The organism is Halovibrio salipaludis, assembly GCF_002286965.1.
Taxonomy (GTDB): Bacteria; Pseudomonadota; Gammaproteobacteria; order Pseudomonadales; family Oleiphilaceae; genus Halospina; species Halospina salipaludis.
This window is the reverse complement of record NZ_NSKD01000005.1, coordinates 26249-42458: the sequence shown is the minus strand read 5'-3', so window position 1 is coordinate 42458 and position 16210 is coordinate 26249. Positions and strand designations below refer to the sequence as shown.

20 protein-coding genes are annotated in these 16210 nt (G+C 60.5%); 15 read left to right on the top strand and 5 right to left on the bottom strand.

The features are described 5' to 3' along the window. The first annotated feature begins 1 nt into the window (after position 1). From CK501_RS11530 to CK501_RS17255, 4 genes are all read left to right on the top strand, one after another. The gene (locus CK501_RS11530; protein ID WP_095617895.1) at positions 2-325 is read left to right on the top strand and encodes an antibiotic biosynthesis monooxygenase family protein; all 324 of its coding nucleotides are present in this window, start codon (positions 2-4) and stop codon (positions 323-325) included. Between the two features lie 61 nt (positions 326-386). Continuing rightward, on the top strand, positions 387-887 hold the full coding sequence (locus tag CK501_RS11525; protein WP_095617894.1) for an NlpC/P60 family protein: 501 nt from the start codon (positions 387-389) through the stop codon (positions 885-887). 4 nt (positions 888-891) lie between these two features. Beyond that, on the top strand, positions 892-1113 hold the full coding sequence (locus CK501_RS11520; protein WP_095617893.1) for a DUF1653 domain-containing protein: 222 nt from the start codon (positions 892-894) through the stop codon (positions 1111-1113). Between the two features lie 58 nt (positions 1114-1171). Then, entirely contained in the window at positions 1172-1288 is a 117-nt protein-coding gene (locus CK501_RS17255) for a DUF488 family protein (protein WP_143421428.1), read from the top strand. 29 nt (positions 1289-1317) lie between these two features. Here the strand turns inward: CK501_RS17255 and CK501_RS11515 are convergent, their stop codons facing one another. After that, the gene (locus CK501_RS11515) at positions 1318-2382 is read right to left on the bottom strand and encodes an SDR family oxidoreductase (protein ID WP_095617892.1); all 1065 of its coding nucleotides are present in this window, start codon (positions 2380-2382) and stop codon (positions 1318-1320) included. A 134-nt stretch (positions 2383-2516) separates the two neighbouring features. Between CK501_RS11515 and CK501_RS11510 the strand changes: the two genes are divergently transcribed. The 6 genes from CK501_RS11510 to CK501_RS11485 all read left to right on the top strand — a co-directional run bounded on the left by CK501_RS11510 (position 2517) and on the right by CK501_RS11485 (position 8194). Continuing rightward, positions 2517-3539, top strand: coding sequence for a hypothetical protein (locus CK501_RS11510; RefSeq protein WP_095617891.1), 1023 nt, complete (start codon positions 2517-2519; stop codon positions 3537-3539). Positions 3540-3544: 5 nt separating this feature from the next. Further along, positions 3545-3913, top strand: coding sequence for a hypothetical protein (locus tag CK501_RS11505; RefSeq protein WP_095617890.1), 369 nt, complete (start codon positions 3545-3547; stop codon positions 3911-3913). 104 nt (positions 3914-4017) lie between these two features. Further along, positions 4018-4461, top strand: coding sequence for a hypothetical protein (locus CK501_RS11500; protein WP_095617889.1), 444 nt, complete (start codon positions 4018-4020; stop codon positions 4459-4461). 112 nt (positions 4462-4573) lie between these two features. Continuing rightward, positions 4574-6637: a putative bifunctional diguanylate cyclase/phosphodiesterase gene (locus CK501_RS11495; RefSeq protein ID WP_143421427.1), complete on the top strand. Its 2064-nt coding sequence runs from the start codon at positions 4574-4576 to the stop codon at positions 6635-6637. Further along, the gene (locus CK501_RS11490) at positions 6630-7754 is read left to right on the top strand and encodes a sensor histidine kinase (RefSeq protein ID WP_095617887.1); all 1125 of its coding nucleotides are present in this window, start codon (positions 6630-6632) and stop codon (positions 7752-7754) included. The genes CK501_RS11495 and CK501_RS11490 overlap by 8 nt, the downstream gene beginning before the upstream one ends. Next, a complete protein-coding gene (locus CK501_RS11485) occupies positions 7751-8194 on the top strand; it encodes a response regulator (protein ID WP_095617886.1) in 444 nt (147 codons plus the stop codon). Before CK501_RS11490 ends, CK501_RS11485 begins: the two co-directional genes overlap by 4 nt. 27 nt (positions 8195-8221) lie before the next feature. Here CK501_RS11485 and CK501_RS11480 read toward each other — a convergent pair whose 3' ends face one another. Both CK501_RS11480 and CK501_RS11475 read right to left on the bottom strand, forming a co-directional pair. Then, positions 8222-9346: a hypothetical protein gene (locus CK501_RS11480; RefSeq protein WP_095617885.1), complete on the bottom strand. Its 1125-nt coding sequence runs from the start codon at positions 9344-9346 to the stop codon at positions 8222-8224. 114 nt (positions 9347-9460) lie between these two features. Continuing rightward, positions 9461-11002 carry a mechanosensitive ion channel gene (locus tag CK501_RS11475; protein ID WP_095617884.1) on the bottom strand — a complete coding sequence of 514 codons (1542 nt, stop codon included), beginning with the start codon at positions 11000-11002 and terminating at the stop codon, positions 9461-9463. A gap of 206 nt (positions 11003-11208) precedes the next feature. Between CK501_RS11475 and CK501_RS11470 the strand changes: the two genes are divergently transcribed. Then, positions 11209-12036, top strand: a complete 828-nt coding sequence (locus CK501_RS11470; protein WP_095617883.1) for a glucosaminidase domain-containing protein — start codon at positions 11209-11211, stop codon at positions 12034-12036. A gap of 21 nt (positions 12037-12057) precedes the next feature. On the opposite strand, the gene CK501_RS11465 is transcribed toward CK501_RS11470, so the two are convergent. Continuing rightward, entirely contained in the window at positions 12058-12648 is a 591-nt protein-coding gene (locus CK501_RS11465) for an HPP family protein (RefSeq protein WP_095617882.1), read from the bottom strand. A gap of 167 nt (positions 12649-12815) precedes the next feature. Here CK501_RS11465 and CK501_RS11460 point away from each other — a divergent pair, with 167 nt between their 5' ends. The 4 genes from CK501_RS11460 (at position 12816) to CK501_RS11445 (ending at position 15728) form a co-directional block, all read left to right on the top strand. Next, positions 12816-13715 (top strand): acyltransferase, encoded by a 900-nt coding sequence (locus tag CK501_RS11460; RefSeq protein ID WP_095617881.1) that lies wholly within the window; start codon positions 12816-12818, stop codon positions 13713-13715. A gap of 116 nt (positions 13716-13831) precedes the next feature. Then, positions 13832-14806 (top strand): substrate-binding domain-containing protein, encoded by a 975-nt coding sequence (locus CK501_RS11455; protein WP_143421426.1) that lies wholly within the window; start codon positions 13832-13834, stop codon positions 14804-14806. Further along, the gene (locus tag CK501_RS11450) at positions 14790-15281 is read left to right on the top strand and encodes a metallophosphoesterase family protein (RefSeq protein WP_095617879.1); all 492 of its coding nucleotides are present in this window, start codon (positions 14790-14792) and stop codon (positions 15279-15281) included. The genes CK501_RS11455 and CK501_RS11450 overlap by 17 nt, the downstream gene beginning before the upstream one ends. Positions 15282-15287: 6 nt before the next feature. Further along, a complete protein-coding gene (locus CK501_RS11445; RefSeq protein WP_095617878.1) occupies positions 15288-15728 on the top strand; it encodes a DUF488 domain-containing protein in 441 nt (146 codons plus the stop codon). 117 nt (positions 15729-15845) lie between these two features. Here the strand turns inward: CK501_RS11445 and CK501_RS11440 are convergent, their stop codons facing one another. Continuing rightward, positions 15846-16208 carry a hypothetical protein gene (locus CK501_RS11440; protein ID WP_095617877.1) on the bottom strand — a complete coding sequence of 121 codons (363 nt, stop codon included), beginning with the start codon at positions 16206-16208 and terminating at the stop codon, positions 15846-15848. Positions 16209-16210 lie beyond the last annotated feature (2 nt).

Below are 16210 nucleotides of genomic sequence, written 5' to 3'. Positions count from 1 at the left end.
AATGAAATACCTGTTTGAGGTCCATATCCGCGAAGGCCACACGGCGGAGGAATACGCGGATGCCTGGGTGCGGGCCAGCGAGATCATCCAGCAGGCCGCCGGCGCCCGGGGTACAGCGCTGCACCGGAAGATGGACGACCCCAATGTGCTGATCGCCATTGCCGAATGGGACAGCAAGGCGCACCGGGATGCCATGGAGTCGCAGCAGGATCCGAGGGTGGCGGAGATCATCCGGGGCGCTTCCCACCTGTGCGATATCCGCCCGATCGGGGAGTTTGATGAACCGGAATGGGTGGTCATGCCGCCCGGCAAGGGCGAATCGTAACTTGTCTCTGCCGCGAACCGGGCTAGCATTGGGGGAAACACTTCAAGGTTCAGCCCGACCCATGATTCGATACGTGCTCTGCGGCCTCGCGATGCTTGTCCTTGCCGGTTGTGCCAGCACCGGGGGTTCCCTTCAGGAGTCCGCCACTGTTACGCCCCGCGATGATGCTGTGGATCTCGCGGACCGTCAGGCAGTGCGCCGTATCCTTCTCGACCAGTACGCCCAGTGGAAGGGGACCCCGCACCGGATGGGCGGCGTCAGCCGTGATGGCGTGGACTGTTCCGGCCTGGTCCAACGGACTTTCCTGGCCAGACTTGGCCATGAGATTCCGCGCACCACCAGGCGCCAGGCCAAAGTCGGGCAGCCTGTCAGCCGGGACCAGCTGCGCCCCGGCGACCTGGTTTTCTTCCGGACCGGCTACAAGACGCGCCACGTGGGCATCTACACCGGCGATGCCCGGTTCCTCCATGCCTCCAGCTCCGAGGGGGTAACCACCTCAGAGCTGGATAATCCCTACTGGGCCTCCAACTACTGGCAATCCCGGCGTATTGGCATGGAGTGAGACGATGACGATCTCCCCCGGAATCTACCGCCATTTCAAGGGTAATCGCTATGAAGTAATCGGCGAGGCCCGGCACAGCGAGACGGGCGAGGCGCTCGTGGTCTATCGGCCCATGTACGGTGAACGCGAACTCTGGGTCCGGCCCCTGGCCATGTTCACGGAGACAGTGGAGCGCAATGGGGAGACCTTCCCGCGATTCGAGTGGGAAGGACCTTCTGAGGGTTGAGTCGAAGTCGATCAGGTATTCCGATGCTGTTTACGATTGGTTATGAGAGCTGGCCCGGATGGAATCCCCCTGCATGATGTGCTACGAGCGCGATCCCCGGCAGTGCCACCGGTTGTTGATCAGGGAGCGGATCCAAGCCATGGCGGACGTGGAAGTAAGGGATCTTTTTCCATGACGCTGATCCTTGGCGGAATCCCTGATCCGTTAGCGTTTGCGGATGGAGCCCGCATCCAGCATCTGCTGGAACATTTCATCCACCGTCTCCGCAAGCGGCCGGTAGGTCATGCCCAGTTCCTTCCTGCTTCGGGTGTTATCAAATGAGATCGGGTAGCCCACGTTCCGGGCGATGAATTTCCGGGTGAGCGCCTTGTTCACCATCGGGCCCACCAGCCAGAGCAGCCACTTGGGCAGGGTGCGCTTGGGGAAGGGCCAGTCGTTCCCGAACGATTCCCGCAGGATCGAGGCGATTTCCATCAGGTTCGAATCATGGCCGGAGGTGATATAGCGGCCCTTCGCCTCCGGAGTGAAGGCGGCACGGACGTGGGCCTCGGCCACATCGCGGACATCCACGAGCCCGAAAGCCAGGTCCGGCGCGCCGGGCTTGAGGGTGCCGTCCGCCATCTGCTTGAAGATGGAGAAGGACTCGGAGGTGGCATCCGGCTTGATGCCCGGGCCGAGAACCAGTGACGGGTTCACCGTGACCAGATCCCATTGGTTCTGCTGCTCGGCGATCTCCCAAGCCACCTTCTCCGCCTGCGTCTTGGAATAGGAGTAGGGCTGGTGTTCCAGGCTTGAAGTGGTGTTCCAGTCCGCTTCAGTGAAGACGCCGGTCCTGCTGTTCGCCATGTCGGCGTTGTCACCGTAGATGGCCGCAACGCTTGAGGTGAGCACCACCCGGCGCACGCTCTCGGTAGCATTCACGCTGTTGAGCACGTTGCGGGTGCCCTTCACGGCCGGGTCAACTAGGTCCCGCTGCGGGTCCGCCACGCTGGCGATGAAGGGGGAGGCCGTGTGGAATACGATCTCGCACCCCTGCATGGCGTCGTGATAGGAGCCGCCCTCAAGCAGATCCCCGCGGAAATACCGGATCTCACCGGACTGCCCGGCGGCCAGGGCATCCAGATGCGCCACCTTCTCCTTATTCGAAGGATCCCGCACCGCCGCGTGCACGGTATGGCCCTCTTTCAACAGCGCCTTCACCAGCCACCCGGCCACATAGCCGGTTGCGCCGGTTACCAGGACTGTTGTCGGTTGCGTCTGATCCGTCATGACCCGATCTCCTCTGGGCATCTCAAAGCTTCTGGACGGTTCGTGACCCCGTCTCGCTGGACAGCATACCGGTTCTGTTCGTATGATCCGATCATCAAAGGACGCTGAACCCACCTCCAGGAAGGAGAGACCGCATGCCCGAAGTACGTTTCGCCCGCTCAACCCGCCGCCCCAGCGACATTGTCGGGGACGACCCGCAAACCATCGAGCAGTTCTGCACTGCCAACGGTCTTGGTCGGAATGCGTTTCTTGCCGAGGGGCGAGCCTACTCGCTTGACGTTGGCGACCCGGGAACACGAACCATCGTGCGACGGATCAATACGCTGCCCCCGGAACAGCGCCGAAGCGCTGCCCATGCGACTGCCTCGATGGGAGACGGTGTCCATGAGGCGGCGGCGTTTTTTGAGGTGAATTTTTCAAGAGAAGGCATTGATGCCATCAATGCGTCGGTTGGAGCAGCGGCCGGAGCCGGGGAGGCCCGCCTGAACGGGTTTCAGAAAGCGGTCGCCAACTACCAGAAGCAATTGATGGAGCTTCAGGATTCCTACCGCCGGCATAGCGGACCCGGGCGCGGAGCCTACCTGGCGAAAATTCGGCAGCAGGCCCGTGTCGCCTATCAGGAGCTCCAAACCCAGTATCGGACCGAGCTGAACCGCTTTGCTCCTGAGACGATAAGGGCTCGGAACAAGGGTAATGCTCTCAGTAATGCTTCCCGGGGAATCCGGCTTGCGGAACGCAGCGCTAGCCCCGCCATGGCGGATCCGCGTCTGAATGTTGCTGATACAGTCCAGGCCGATCGTATGGGAAAGCTGGCTCGAGGGTTCAACTACCTGGGAAAAGCGGCGGTTGCTGTTGATGGGGCACTCCGTATAGGGAAGGTGAAGGCAACTTATGATGAAGGTGGTAATTGGCTGAAAGAAGGCTCTCGTCAGATGGTCGGCTTTGGTTTTGGTGGTGCGGCAGCCATGGTGGCCGGTAAAGCAACCGTATTGGGTGGATCAGCACTTGCCGGGAGCCTCGGGTTAATGGCTGCTGGCCCTGTAGGGCTGGTTGCGTTGGGTGTGATCGTCGGAGCCGGCGTTTTGGCGGGGATTGGTGTCGGTTACTATTTTGACCAAATCGGTAAAGATTTTGCCGATCTGCTCTGGAGTTGGTGATCCACATGATTTTTTTCGAGTCAGGAAAGAGTCTGTTCCTATTATCGACAGGGATATCGTTTTTAATCATGGCCGTCGTTTGGATTGCCTTTGCACGAATATCGATGGCTCGCATTGAGAAAACAATGGTTCAGGATGGTTTAAACCGACCCTGTCCATGGGATGGGCTTGGAGGGCGTGCGGTTTGGTATGCGTTTGCCGTGGGCTTGCCGGTGGGCCCGTTGAATCCTCGCAATGACCCACTTATTGATGTGCCGTTGGTGCGCGAGTATGCGAGGCCCTTGGATCGCAGGTTGGGGTTGGCGCTTGTTGTTTCCTCTTTGAGCTTCTTGTTGATTGGTCTGTCGGGAAAATTTGTTTTTGGGTTCTACTAGGGCACTGCCACTCCGTCACTCCGGACATGGGCAGTGATTTCACTTCCATGGAAGAATGAGCCGAATAGACGCGTTATTCGGCTCACTCCAAGTGGACTTCTCCAATGACCCTGGCAGAAAAGATCAGCATCACGGCGGCTTTCATCTTTCTCATGACCGGCCTGCTGACCGGAATCTGGAAATACGCCGCCATGGCGGCCAGCCCCAGGGCCACTGCGCCCCGGTACGTGGATATCGCCCACCGCAGTTCGCTGATGTACAGCTTTGCCGCGCTGGTTCTCGCCACCTTTGCGCGTTACAGCATCTATCCGGGCTGGCTGAATACCCTGGCGGCGGTTGCGGCGCTGAGTTTCTTCGCGTTTGCGATTGGTACCTACATCGTTCATGGCCTGCTGCAGGACACCAGCAACCAGATGCGCAAACCACACCGCCTGGGTAACGCGACCCTGCCACCCTGGGTGATTCACGGATTCATGGGGTTGCTGATCGTTGCGGAAGTGGGAGGCACGCTGGTGCTGGGCTCAGGCGCTCTTATCGCCATCTGGTAGTGCCGCCGCATAGCCGGCTCTGGTTACTGTTTGAACTGCCTTCCCTTTAGGGCTACCGTGTTTAAAGGAGCAGGGCTTGGCCAGGGACTTTGAAAAGGGGCGGGCGGTATCGATGAATCTAACCCAATACAGTTTTACCAGCGGTGATTCCGGGCAGGGAGCCAGTGCAGGTTCCGGCGGTGGGCATGGGCATGCGTTCACGATCCTGTTGATCGAGGATAATCCTGCGGATGCGGATCTGTGCCAGTTCTATCTGGCCGATGCTTTTGGTTCCCGGGCGAACGTTCTGCATGCCAGCCAGCTTGCCCAGGTCGAGCCGCTGCTTGAACAGCATGCTGTCGACATCGTGTTGCTGGATCTGGGACTGCCCGACAGCTCCGGCGTAACCTCTGTAATCAAGCTCCGGGCCATTGCCCCTGAGATTCCCATCATTGTGCTCACGGGCAGCCGTGATCAGCAGCTGGGCGTCCGCGTTATCCGCGAGCATGCCCAGGATTTCTGTGCCAAACAGGATCTCAGTTCGGCGGTTCTTTCCCAGGCCATCCGCCACGCCATGGAGCGCCATCGCCTTCAGACCCAGTATGCGCGGATCCTGGAGACGAATCCGGACGGCATGGTGGTTATGGACGATGACCTTCAGCTTCTCTTTCTCAACCAGGCGGCGAGCCATATGCTTGGGCTGAAGGCGCCTGAGGACATCGGTACACGGCTGAGCCAGGATCTCATGGGAGAGGAAGGTGAAGAACTGGAGCTGGTTGGGGGCCGTGTAGCCGAGGTGCGCCGGGCAACGCTCGACTGGAATGAGGCTCCGGCAACACTCGTCGCCTACCACGACATCACCGAGCGCAAGAAGGCCGAATGGAAACTGAAACAGCTGGTGCAGTTTGACCAGCTGACAGGGCTCAACAGCCGGAACCATTTCTTCGATCATACCGACCGCCTGATCGCCCATGTGGACCGTGAAGGCGGCATGGTGGCCGTGCTTTACATCGATCTGGATCACTTCAAGAACATCAACGACACCCTGGGCCACAGTGCCGGTGACGAGCTGCTTCAGCTCGTCGGGGAGCGCCTGTGCCAGAACAGTCGAAGCAGTGACTTCATCGCCCGCCTGGGGGGAGATGAATTCGCGTTGGTGCTTTCGGATGTTGAGCAGCCTGATGATGCAGCCCACGTCGCAGAGAAACTCATTGAGGTGTTTCGCGAGCCTGTGAGACTGAGCGAAAGCAGTGTCGGGGTCGGGCTGAGTATCGGTATCGCTACTTATCCCCATTGCGGCAGCTGCGGCCAGGAACTGTACTCCGCAGCTGATACCGCCATGTATCAGGCCAAGGAGCGGGGGCAGAATCACTACCAGTTTTTCTCGGAACAGCTGCAGCGTGATGTGGAGACCCGGCTCGTGCGGGAGCAGGCCGTGCGCCAGGTCGTTGCGGACGAGACCCTGTGGCTGGCCTATCAGCCCCAGATACGCGCGTCGGACGGGCAGGCCGTGGGCGTCGAGGCCCTGTTGCGCTGGCCCACCGACACCATCCCGGTTCTGTCCCCGGCAGACTTCATCCCGGTGATGGAGGATGTGGGGCTCATCGAGCGAGTTGGTTACTGGGTTATGAAGCAGGCGGCGCAAATGGCCGTCGCGACGGAGCAAGAACTGGGGATTACACTGCGTATGGCGGTCAACGTGTCCATGCGCCAGCTTTATGATCCGGGGCTCTTTGATCAGATCGCCGGTGTCCTCGAGTCCACTGGACTGCCTCCGGGGAACTTCGAGGTGGAGCTGACGGAAAGCTCCATCATGGCGGATCTTGAGCGCACCTGTGAAACCCTTCGGCGGTTGCGGGAGCTCGGCGTCTCCATTGCCATTGATGATTTCGGAACCGGCTACTCGTCACTCAGCTATCTCCGCAAGCTGCCGGTCGACGTACTCAAGATTGATCGCAGCTTTGTGATGGAGATCGGCAGCAACCGCCAGACTGAGGCCATCATCGAGAACCTTCTGGGCCTGTCCCGGGCACTGGGCCTGCGAGTGGTCGCTGAAGGGGTGGAAAACGATGAGCAGCAGGCGTTCCTGCGCGGTATTGGGTGCGATTATCTGCAGGGGTTCCATATCGGCAGGCCCGTCGAGCTTTCCCGGTTCCATGGCTGGCTGAGGTCGGCCGGGAGGGAGGGCGATGAATGAGCTCGAGGCGGAAATCCAGCGGTACCGGGACATCATCGACGCATCACCCTCGGCCCTGGTACTCGTGAATCCCGCCGGAGAGATCGTTCTGGTCAATCGCGCCACGGAACGGCTGTTCGGGTACGCGCGCGAGGAACTTCTGGGCAACTCCGTGGAGATGCTGGTTCCCGCCTCCGTTCGGGGATCCCACCACAAGTACCGGGAAAGTTACCTGGCCACGCCCGAGCCCCGGATGATGGGGCAGGGCCGTGATCTCTACGGAATGGGCAAGGATGGTGAGGAAATTCCCATCGAAGTGGGCCTTACACCCATCCATATGCCGGATGGCACCCATGTGCTCAGCGCCATCATTGATCTCACCTACCGCAAGCAGGCCGAGGAGGCGCTGGCCCGGCAGGCCGATGAACTGGCGCGCTCCAATGCCGAGCTGGAGCAGTTCGCGTATGTTGCCTCCCATGACCTTCAGGAGCCGTTGCGCATGGTGCGCAGCTACACCGAGCTGATGGAACGCCACCTCGGGCAGGATCTGGACGAAAAGAGCGCCAAGGCCATGAAGTACGTGGTGGAAGGGGCGGAGCGGATGCAGCTGCTCATCGATGACCTTCTGCTGTACTCACGGGTGGGTCGGGGTGAGCTGGATATTGCGCGGGTGGACGTCAACGCCGTGGTCAACCATGTGGCCAACCTGCTCAGTGTCACGCTGGCCGAACAGCCCGGAGCGACCATAACCTGGGATGAGCTTCCGACGGTCAGGGCCTCCGAATCCATGCTGGTCCAACTGTTCCAGAACCTTATCTTCAACGGCCTGAAGTTCCACGGGGAAGAGCCGGCCCGGGTTCATGTCTCCTGTGAGGAAAAAGCGACTGAATGGCTTTTCCATATTCAGGACAATGGCATCGGCATCGACCCTCAGTACGCGGAACGGGTCTTCCAGGTGTTCCAGCGCCTGCACGAACGGGACCGTTACCCCGGGACGGGGATTGGTCTGGCTGTCGCCAAGCGCATCGTGGAGCGTCATGGGGGCAGGATCGGGTTCGAGTCCGAGCCCGGTGCGGGTACGCGCTTCCATTTCTCACTTCCGAAGACGCCGCGCACCGGAAAAGGGGAATCCCCATGAAGCCACAATCCGAGGCGCTCGAAATCCTTCTGGTTGAGGACAATCCCGCGGATGTGGACCTGATCCTGGAAAGCTTCGCCGAGACCGGTAACGGCACCCGCCTGCACCCGGTCAGGGATGGCGAGGACGCCATGCGTTTCCTGCGCCAGGAGGGCGAGTATGGGGAGGCGGTGAGGCCGGATCTTGTCCTGCTCGACCTGAACCTGCCCCGCATGGATGGGCGCGAAGTTCTGGAAGCCATCAAGAGCGATCCGGAGCTCAAGGTACTTCCGGTGATTGTGCTCACCTCCTCCCAGGCCCGGAAGGACATCACCACCAGCTACCAGCTGCATGCCAACTGCTACATCACCAAGCCGCTCGGGCTCTCACAGTTCTATCGGATCGCAGAAGCCGTTGAAGGGTTCTGGCAGCATGTGGCGGTTCTGCCAAGCGGGCGCTGAGCCCGGTATGCTTCCAGGGCGGTGATCCTAGTCCCCGTTGGCGTTCCCCCAGTGGGGATAGTCGGATCGGAGTTTGCGGACCTCGTAGTGCGCCTCGATCCACTCGATGAGCCGCGGGGTAAGGTTGAGGTCCCGTGGTTCGTCAGCTCCGCTGAGATCGAAAGTCCGCTCCGTACCGTCCGGTGCCTGCAGCCGCAGGTTTCGTGGCAGGCGGGTCACCGACAGGTCAATGGCCCCGGCCCCGTAATGGTTGGAATGGCGCGCGCCGTGGCGCGTGGCGTAGACCACGTTATAGGCCTCAGCCATCTCTTTTGCGGCCTCAATGGTGGTCCGCCAGCCATCCGGATGCTGCCACTGGATGGGGATATCCAGATCCCATTCCCGGTTGAGTCGATCCAGTTCCTCGGTCCGTTGCTCCACCTGCGCCCGGGTGCTGGCTCGGCTCAGGGTGAAGGCCCCATACATCAGATACCCCCGCTCGCGCCGTCGTACCGTGGCCAGCACGTGGACCTCGGCCCTCTGATCACGCAGCTGCTCAATCAGCTGTTCGATGCGTTCTCGGAAGTCGCCGCCGCCTTCCGCCTCCAGCGCCCGCAGGCGCTCCGTCTCATCGGGTGGATTGGGGTAACGTGCGCTCCAGCGCTCACCAAGCGGCGCGCCGTCCGGGGCGGGATCGAGATCGTGGGGCCGAGGAGGCGGCGCGATAGCCAGCGTCTGCCCGCCGTAACGGCGGGGCTCGCCCTTGAAGACGTCATCGGGGTGCAGAAGGATGCCCGCCCGCCGCGCACGCCCGGAGTGCACGCGCACGCGGTCCGGCTGGGCTCGGGCCACATCGTCCAGGAACAACAGGAAGTCGCGCCGATCAATGGCCTGGCCGAGCAACTCCCGCAGCGCACGGATGAGGGGGTCCTCCGCTGGTGTTGCCGCCAACCGGCTCAGTCGCTGCTCTGTCAGTGGTTCCGCCGCCAGCGTCACATCCAGCGAGGCCAGGGATTCCGCAGCCGCCGCCAGGGTTTGTCGTCCTTCGTCTCCATTCGGCGAGGGCAACACATCCCATTGGCGGTTGGTCTCGAGCGTTTCTGAAGCCCAGGTGGGGGCGGCGAAGATGGCGAGGATGACGGTTAGCGTGGTGAGGGTTTGCAGGTATCGCATCTGGGGTTCATCAAAATGGGGGAGCCTTGCTTGAACAAAGCTCCCCGGGTCATTTCTGCTCTCCTGCTTGTGCCTGAAACCCTCAGACCCAGAGCAGGAGCTTAGTGCCGGCTATCAGGTGCTCTTTTTCTGGCTGCTGGCCGGCTTTTTCCTGGCGGTACTGCTACTACCACTGCCACCACGCCATTGCTCAAGCTCGCGTGCAGCCAGGTCGCGGCCGCCCAGGCCAAAGGCGATAGCAGCGGCTACGGCAACAGAGCCGAGCGTCAGACCAAAGGCCAGATTGATGATTTCCTCACCAAAGCCCATCTGGTGCAGTCCCATGGCAACGGCCAGGGCGATGATCGCGATGCGCGCAATCATGGCCAGTCTATCGGCATTGCTGGAAGCACTGGTGCGGATGGTGTTGGCGGCAAGGTTCGCCAGGTAGAGCCCCAGGCCGATGACGACCAGCCCAACCACAACCTGCCCGAAAAACACCAGCATTTCGGAGATCAACTCTGCCATATGCTCAAACTGCATCAAAGACAGCGCCTCCATGGAGGCGAAGAGCATGAGCGCAATCAGCAGCAGGGACCCGACCAGTTGCGACGGCGTGCGGCCACCGGTTTCCTGGACCTCCTCGGTTTTTATGCCCAGACACCGCATGTGCTGATCGAAGCTGGTTGCCCCGAGAAGCTGTGCCACCAGGCCCGAGACAAAGCGGCCGACAAAGTAGGTAATGCCCAGCAACAGCGCCGCGGCAAAGACAGCGGGAATGGCGTTGAGCACAAGCGCCAGCACGTTCTGGGTCGGTGCGGTGAGAGCCTCCAGTTGCAGGGCGTTCAGGGCCGCGACAACGACTGGAAGCAGGATGATGATGTAGATGACCGTGCCCAGGGCACGCGCGGCGGTATAGCCTTCACCCAATACCCGTGTGGCCCCGTAGGTCTCGGCCAGCTCATTCACACGGCTGGACTCCAGCAGCCGGGTCACGACCTGTCGTACAAAGCCGGCCGCCAGCCAGCCAATGGTGAAGATCAACGCGGCAACCGCCAGATTCGGCAGATAATCCAGTACCTTCTGGAGCATGGTCTCAACCGGACCCAGCAGGCCATGAAGCTGAAGAACGCCGAGCACCGCCGGCAGGAACAGCAGGAAGATCAGCCAGTAAACCGTGCTGGACAGCGTTTTGGCCAGATCCGGGCCCTGGGATGATGTCTCGCTGACATCGCGAAAGCGTTCGTCCAGGCGCAGAGCCCCAACGCCACGGCTGACCAGGGCGCGGGAGACCGTTGCCAGCCCCCAGGCGATGCCAATGAGCAACAGGGCACCGGCCGCGCGCGGCAGGTAATCCAGTACGATAGCCAGCATTTCACTGAGGGGAGCGGTGATGGACTGAAGCAGCAGGACTTCAAAAACGGCGATCACCACAAAGAGCATCAAAATCGCAAAGACAAGCTGCGCGGTCCAGTTCCCGATCTGGTTCGCGCTGGTGCCATCCCCGGCAAGCTCTGTCGCCACGCGCTTGTGGAGGGAGGTGTGCTTGAGGGCGCGCCCCACAAGCCCGGATAGAACCCAGGCGGCGATCCAGCCGACCACCAGGATGGCGAGAGCCGCCAATACGTTTAAGCCATACTGCGAAGCCAAATATCCTATTTCTGACCAAGTCTCCATAACGTCCTCCGGAGCTTTTTATTATCCAAGAGTTAGTGCCGTTCCCAGGCACACTGGACAGGACAACTGGTCAAATCCGACTCCATCATGTGCCGGACTTGCATCTAATTACAAGCAGGAAAGGTGCTTTCAGCCGGTTGGGAGCTGCCATTTACCGAAGAGCAGCTATAGTGGGAAGAGGCCATACCATTGATCCGGGAGCATTCATGTTGAGTCACAAAGGGCGCCAATGCCTGTCGGCCGCGTTCATGGTCGGTGTTGTCATCGTGCTCTCCGCCTGTGACAACGGCGTGGAGGAGAGCGAGGAAGCCACGACACCGGAATCCGAACAGGTTGCCATTCCACCCCGGATTGACGAGGGCACCGGAGCCCAATCGATGCCGGCCTTTCTGGATATCCCCGCCGGGCCCGAGCGCAAGGAGGCTTTCTTCGATTACCTCGCGCCCATTGTGGAAGCCGTCAACAGCGAGGTTGAAAAGCGCCGTGAAGCGCTGCTTGCGCTGGAGAAGCAGCTTGAGGCCGGGCAGTCCCCGGACCAGCAGGCCCAGGACTGGCTTGCCCGGATGACGAAACGCTATCGCGTTGATGCGGATCAGCCGGAACAGCAAGTAGAGGCCCTCAAACGCCGCATCGACATCATCCCCGTCTCCCTGGCCCTGGCCCAGGGCGCCCTCGAGTCCGCCTGGGGCACATCGCGCTTCGCCCGCCAGGGCAATAACATCTTCGGCAAGTGGTGCTTTACCCAGGGCTGTGGAATTGTGCCCGCCCAGCGCCGTGCCGATGCCACGCATGAGGTCGCCAGCTATGACAACGTGGCCGACGCCGTGCGTGATTACATCCACCACCTGAACAGCCACCCGGTCTACGAACCGTTAAGGGAACGGCGGGCTCAGGCGCGCAACAAAGGCCAGGCCCCGGAGGGGAGCGATCTTGCAGCGGGTCTTGAGAAATACTCCGCCAAGGGCGAAGGCTACATCCGGCTCATCCGCCGGGTGATCAAGGCCAACAACCTGGCTGACTCGGGCGCGGGTTAACCCACCGCCACCCGGAGTGCCCTAGCGCGAACGCCAGAGCGGGTACGGAATTCCCGCCAGCCGGTTCATGATGAACGCCTGAACCACCAGGAGAACCACGCCCGCTATCAATATCGGCAACTGCCCCGGATGGGGCATCAGGCCCAGTGAGACGATCAGGGCGGTGGCGCCCGCTGGCGGATGGGGTGAGTGCAGCAGGATCATCAGCCCACCACAGGCCCCCAGAGACAACGCAGCGGCGCCCACGCGCGCACCGTCCACGCCATTGGCAACCGCGGAGGGAGCATCCAGAAGACCGAAAATGGCCAGCGACAGGAAGCCGGCAATGGCGCCGGTGAGGTGCCCTATGAGCGTGTTGCGCGGAGACGCCGGCTCGGCCAGGGGCACATAGAACAGGATGAATGCCGTGGCACCCAGCGAAGGAAAAATCAGCGCCTCCTGGGTGATCAGTGCCAGGGTTGAGATCAGTGCGATGCTGACGGCGCCGTTGACGAGGTTAAAGGTGGCAAGGACAGGTCGGCGACCGTGTTTCTCCTGCAGTCTGCTGAGCCGGTAATGGGGGAACGGCAGGAGGCCAATGCTGGATTCTCTTTCCTGCGATGGATTGGACATGCGTCTCGCCTGCATCAAAAAGGTGAGCGCAAGGATACGGTTCGGGTGACAAATGTCAAAACCGCTTCCTGCGGTACGGCGCTCATCCCAATCAACCAATGCCCCATTGATCCATGGCCCAACTCATCGAACAATGGCCATGAATCATTCGATGGTCGGCTTGCTCTATGCTCAACTTTCTCCCCAAACCCTTACTCGGCGTACTGAACTCCCTGCTGCTCGCGGTGAACACCGTCTTCTGGTGTGTACTGCTCTATATCCCGGGCATACTGAAGCTGATCATCCCGATCCGCGCCTGGCGGGTGTTCTGCACCCGGCTGATCATCGGGATCTCAGAGTGCTGGGTGGCCTGCAACAGCGGCTGGATGCGCCTTACCCACCGCACCACCTGGGATGTCTCCGGGGTGGAAGGACTCAGCCGGGAGGGCTGGTACCTGGTGATGAGCAACCATCAGAGCTGGGTGGATATTTTCGCCCTGCAGCACATCTTCAACCGGCGCATTCCGTTCCTGAAGTTCTTCCTCAAACAGGAGCTGATCTGGGTGCCGGTGATCGGGCTGGCCTGGTGGGCGCTCGACTTTCCGTTCATGAAGCGCTATTCCCGGGAGTATCTGCAGAAACACCCGGAAAAACGCGGCGAGGACATGGAGGCCACCCGGCGCGCCTGTGAGAAATTCCGCTATACCCCGGTCAGCGTGATGAATTTCCCGGAAGGCACCCGTTTTACCCCCGGGAAACACGACGGCCAGAAATCCCCCTACAAGCATCTGCTGCGCCCCAAGGCCGGCGGCACCGCCTTCGTCCTGGAAGCCATGGGCGATACCCTCTCCACGCTGCTCGACATCACTATTGCCTACCCCAACGGGCGCCCCGGGCTCTGGGAATTCATGTGCGGGCGGGTCACTCACATCGTCATCCGTGTTGAGCAGGTGCCCATTCCGGAGCATCTGCTGGGGGGCAGTTACAGCGAGGACGAAAACCATCGCCAGCGGGTCAAGCAGTGGCAGGAGGCGCTTTGGGAACGCAAGGACCGGGAGCTTGAGGAACTGAAATCCAGGGCCGGTTAGGGCACTGCCATACAGCTTCTGGCCTTGAACAAGAGTGTGCAAAGTGTGTTCATCAGGACTAGGTTAGAGTCAGGGATGTTCTGAGGTTGGCGCTCAACCTCCTGGGGAGGGTTGCTATGTGGCAGCGTGCGGGATTGGCTGTCCTGGTGCTTGTGTTTCTGTGCACCAATACGGAAGCCGCGGACCGGACCTTTGTCGTTCTGGGTAAGAGTGCCGATGACATCAATTTCGTTGATGTGTTGGCAGGGTGCCAGGAACAGGCTCGCTTGCATGGTGATCGTTGCGTTCAGGGGGGAGCCAAAGGCACTGCCCATTTCCGGGGCCAGAATGCCGCGTTGCGATCAGTGATAGAGTCGGGGCCTGATGGGATCGCTCTTTCGGTAACGAAGGGGCCTTTTCTCGCACAGAATGCGTTGAGTGATCCCCGCGCGGATGAACCTGTGTTGATTACCTTCGATTCAGACTTTGGCCCGGCATTCCGCGACCTCCGGCAAGCCTATGTGGGCCCCGACAATGAACAGGTTGGTAAAGAGCTCGCGCAGATGCTTCTTGAGACGGACTCCCGTCCGGGGAAGGTCTGTTTTCTGTCATCCGACCCTAAGGACACGAACCTTAAGGAACGTATAGAGGGCGCTCGTAGGCATCTGGAAACGAGAAGCGCCTGGAGCGAGGCTGAGCGATGCCCCCTTTATAACGGTGACTCTGTTAACGGTGCCCTCAAGCAACTTGACTTTGTTCTGACCAAAGACGTGGCATCAGCCGTCATCTCTGTTGGTGCCTGGCCGGTCCTGGCACCTGAGCGTTTCAGTACGGTTGTGACCAGGGCCAGAGCAAAGGGCTCAGAGCGAGTCCCGATTCTGGTTGCGACGGGCAGCCTCCGTGATGTCGACTTCAGGTTGCTGGCCAACCACAAGGTGGACGGTTTCGTGTCCATTGATTTCAGGGAAATGGGACGCCGTGTCTACGACACATTGAGTCAGTTGAGCGACGGCGATCGGGTTCCGGATTTTATTGAAACCCCTGTTGTGAAGGTAATGTCGCCGATTGACGCTACAAGGGACGATGAGAGCGAGCATGGAAGTCAGCACTGATATCGGCGTTATCTCCGATACCCACGGCCAGGTGCGGCCCGAGGCCCTGAGCGCTCTGGCCAATTGTGAGCTGATCCTTCACATTGGGGACATCGGCAAGCCAGAGGTGATGGACGCGTTGACCGAGCAAGCACAGGTGGTTGCGATACGCGGCAACGTGGATCACGGGGACTGGGCCACGGCTTATCCCGAAACGCAGGAACTCACCGTCAATGGCCTGCGCATCCAGATGGTGCATCGCCATCAGGACATCACGACACTGCTCCCGGACACACCCTGCGATGTCGTTCTTTTCGGGCACTCCCACAAACCCTTCAACGAGACCAAAGACGGCGTGCTCTATTTCAATCCCGGCAGCGCCGGCCCGCGCCGTTTCAGTCTTCCCGTCACCGTCGGGCGGCTCCGTGTGACCGACAGCGGCGTGGAAGGCCAAATCCAGGAGCTGGATGTTCCCGGGCCCCGCAAGCGTAAGTAATCAAGCATGCTATTCACGATTGGCTATGAGAAATCCGAATTCCCCGCATTGGCTCGGACGCTGCTCGATGCCGGCGTTACCCGGTTGATTGATGTGCGGGCCAGTCCCCATTCGCGACGCAGGGAATTTGCTTACAAGCATCTGGGGCCGGGACTCGAGGCCCATGGGCTTGCCTATGAAAGCTTGCCGGAGCTGGGCGCGCCCGAGCCGGCCCGCGAGGCCGCAAAGCAGGGCGACGCCGCCACTTTCTTCCGTCTTTACGAAGCCCAGCTTGATAGCGGGGAAGCGCAGCAGGCGCTGGAGAGGCTGAAACAACTGGCTGCGAATGAATCGCCCTGCGTCATGTGCTATGAGCGTGATCCGAAGCAGTGCCACCGGATGCTGATCGCCGAGCGGCTGGCGTCCATGGCCGGGGTGGAGGTTGAGCACCTGTTTGTGGGGTCATGAAGGGTGGCACGCCCCCTATACAGTAGACACCTGACAGCGTTACATGGACTTCCCTCGCGCAGGTGGTCGTCAGGCAGGCGTGCCGCCTGCCCGTCCATCTGGCCAATTGCTTTAAGGCTATGGCCTAAAAAGAAAGAAAAAAGGAAGGCTCAGGAACACCACCATCAAACCGTAGATAGCTCCATATGCGGCGACCTTTTCATACCACTTGGCGAAAGACCTGACGTCCAGGCCAGGGTAAAGCAGCTGAAATCTTTTTAGCTGTTGGAACCAGGGTGTTGCGCAGGCCCAGGCAAACATTATGGTATTGATAAAGTCGAAATCGAGGGTGCCGCTCGCCCAGTAGTCGCCGGTTGCCTTCAGCTTTTTCTTGAGGCGATAGGTTAGCGTTAGCCTGAGGAGCAGAATTCCAAGCATCATGCTTGCCACGCCACCAAGTACTATGAAAGCAAAAAAGATGTGCAACGGCATGTTAGCCATGA

Excerpts from the sequence above, each read along its gene's own strand:
- CK501_RS11530 (WP_095617895.1), top strand. The coding sequence starts at position 2 with ATGAAATACCTGTTTGAGGTCCATATCCGCGAAGGCCACACGGCGGAG.
- CK501_RS11525 (WP_095617894.1), top strand. The coding sequence starts at position 387 with ATGATTCGATACGTGCTCTGCGGCCTCGCGATGCTTGTCCTTGCCGGT.
- CK501_RS11520 (WP_095617893.1), top strand. The coding sequence starts at position 892 with ATGACGATCTCCCCCGGAATCTACCGCCATTTCAAGGGTAATCGCTAT.
- CK501_RS17255 (WP_143421428.1), top strand. The coding sequence starts at position 1,172 with ATGGAATCCCCCTGCATGATGTGCTACGAGCGCGATCCCCGGCAGTGC.
- CK501_RS11515 (WP_095617892.1), bottom strand. The coding sequence starts at position 2,382 with ATGACGGATCAGACGCAACCGACAACAGTCCTGGTAACCGGCGCAACC.
- CK501_RS11510 (WP_095617891.1), top strand. The coding sequence starts at position 2,517 with ATGCCCGAAGTACGTTTCGCCCGCTCAACCCGCCGCCCCAGCGACATT.
- CK501_RS11505 (WP_095617890.1), top strand. The coding sequence starts at position 3,545 with ATGATTTTTTTCGAGTCAGGAAAGAGTCTGTTCCTATTATCGACAGGG.
- CK501_RS11500 (WP_095617889.1), top strand. The coding sequence starts at position 4,018 with ATGACCCTGGCAGAAAAGATCAGCATCACGGCGGCTTTCATCTTTCTC.
- CK501_RS11495 (WP_143421427.1), top strand. The coding sequence starts at position 4,574 with ATGAATCTAACCCAATACAGTTTTACCAGCGGTGATTCCGGGCAGGGA.
- CK501_RS11490 (WP_095617887.1), top strand. The coding sequence starts at position 6,630 with ATGAATGAGCTCGAGGCGGAAATCCAGCGGTACCGGGACATCATCGAC.
- CK501_RS11485 (WP_095617886.1), top strand. The coding sequence starts at position 7,751 with ATGAAGCCACAATCCGAGGCGCTCGAAATCCTTCTGGTTGAGGACAAT.
- CK501_RS11480 (WP_095617885.1), bottom strand. The coding sequence starts at position 9,346 with ATGCGATACCTGCAAACCCTCACCACGCTAACCGTCATCCTCGCCATC.
- CK501_RS11475 (WP_095617884.1), bottom strand. The coding sequence starts at position 11,002 with ATGGAGACTTGGTCAGAAATAGGATATTTGGCTTCGCAGTATGGCTTA.
- CK501_RS11470 (WP_095617883.1), top strand. The coding sequence starts at position 11,209 with ATGTTGAGTCACAAAGGGCGCCAATGCCTGTCGGCCGCGTTCATGGTC.
- CK501_RS11465 (WP_095617882.1), bottom strand. The coding sequence starts at position 12,648 with ATGTCCAATCCATCGCAGGAAAGAGAATCCAGCATTGGCCTCCTGCCG.
- CK501_RS11460 (WP_095617881.1), top strand. The coding sequence starts at position 12,816 with ATGCTCAACTTTCTCCCCAAACCCTTACTCGGCGTACTGAACTCCCTG.
- CK501_RS11455 (WP_143421426.1), top strand. The coding sequence starts at position 13,832 with ATGTGGCAGCGTGCGGGATTGGCTGTCCTGGTGCTTGTGTTTCTGTGC.
- CK501_RS11450 (WP_095617879.1), top strand. The coding sequence starts at position 14,790 with ATGGAAGTCAGCACTGATATCGGCGTTATCTCCGATACCCACGGCCAG.
- CK501_RS11445 (WP_095617878.1), top strand. The coding sequence starts at position 15,288 with ATGCTATTCACGATTGGCTATGAGAAATCCGAATTCCCCGCATTGGCT.
- CK501_RS11440 (WP_095617877.1), bottom strand. The coding sequence starts at position 16,208 with ATGGCTAACATGCCGTTGCACATCTTTTTTGCTTTCATAGTACTTGGT.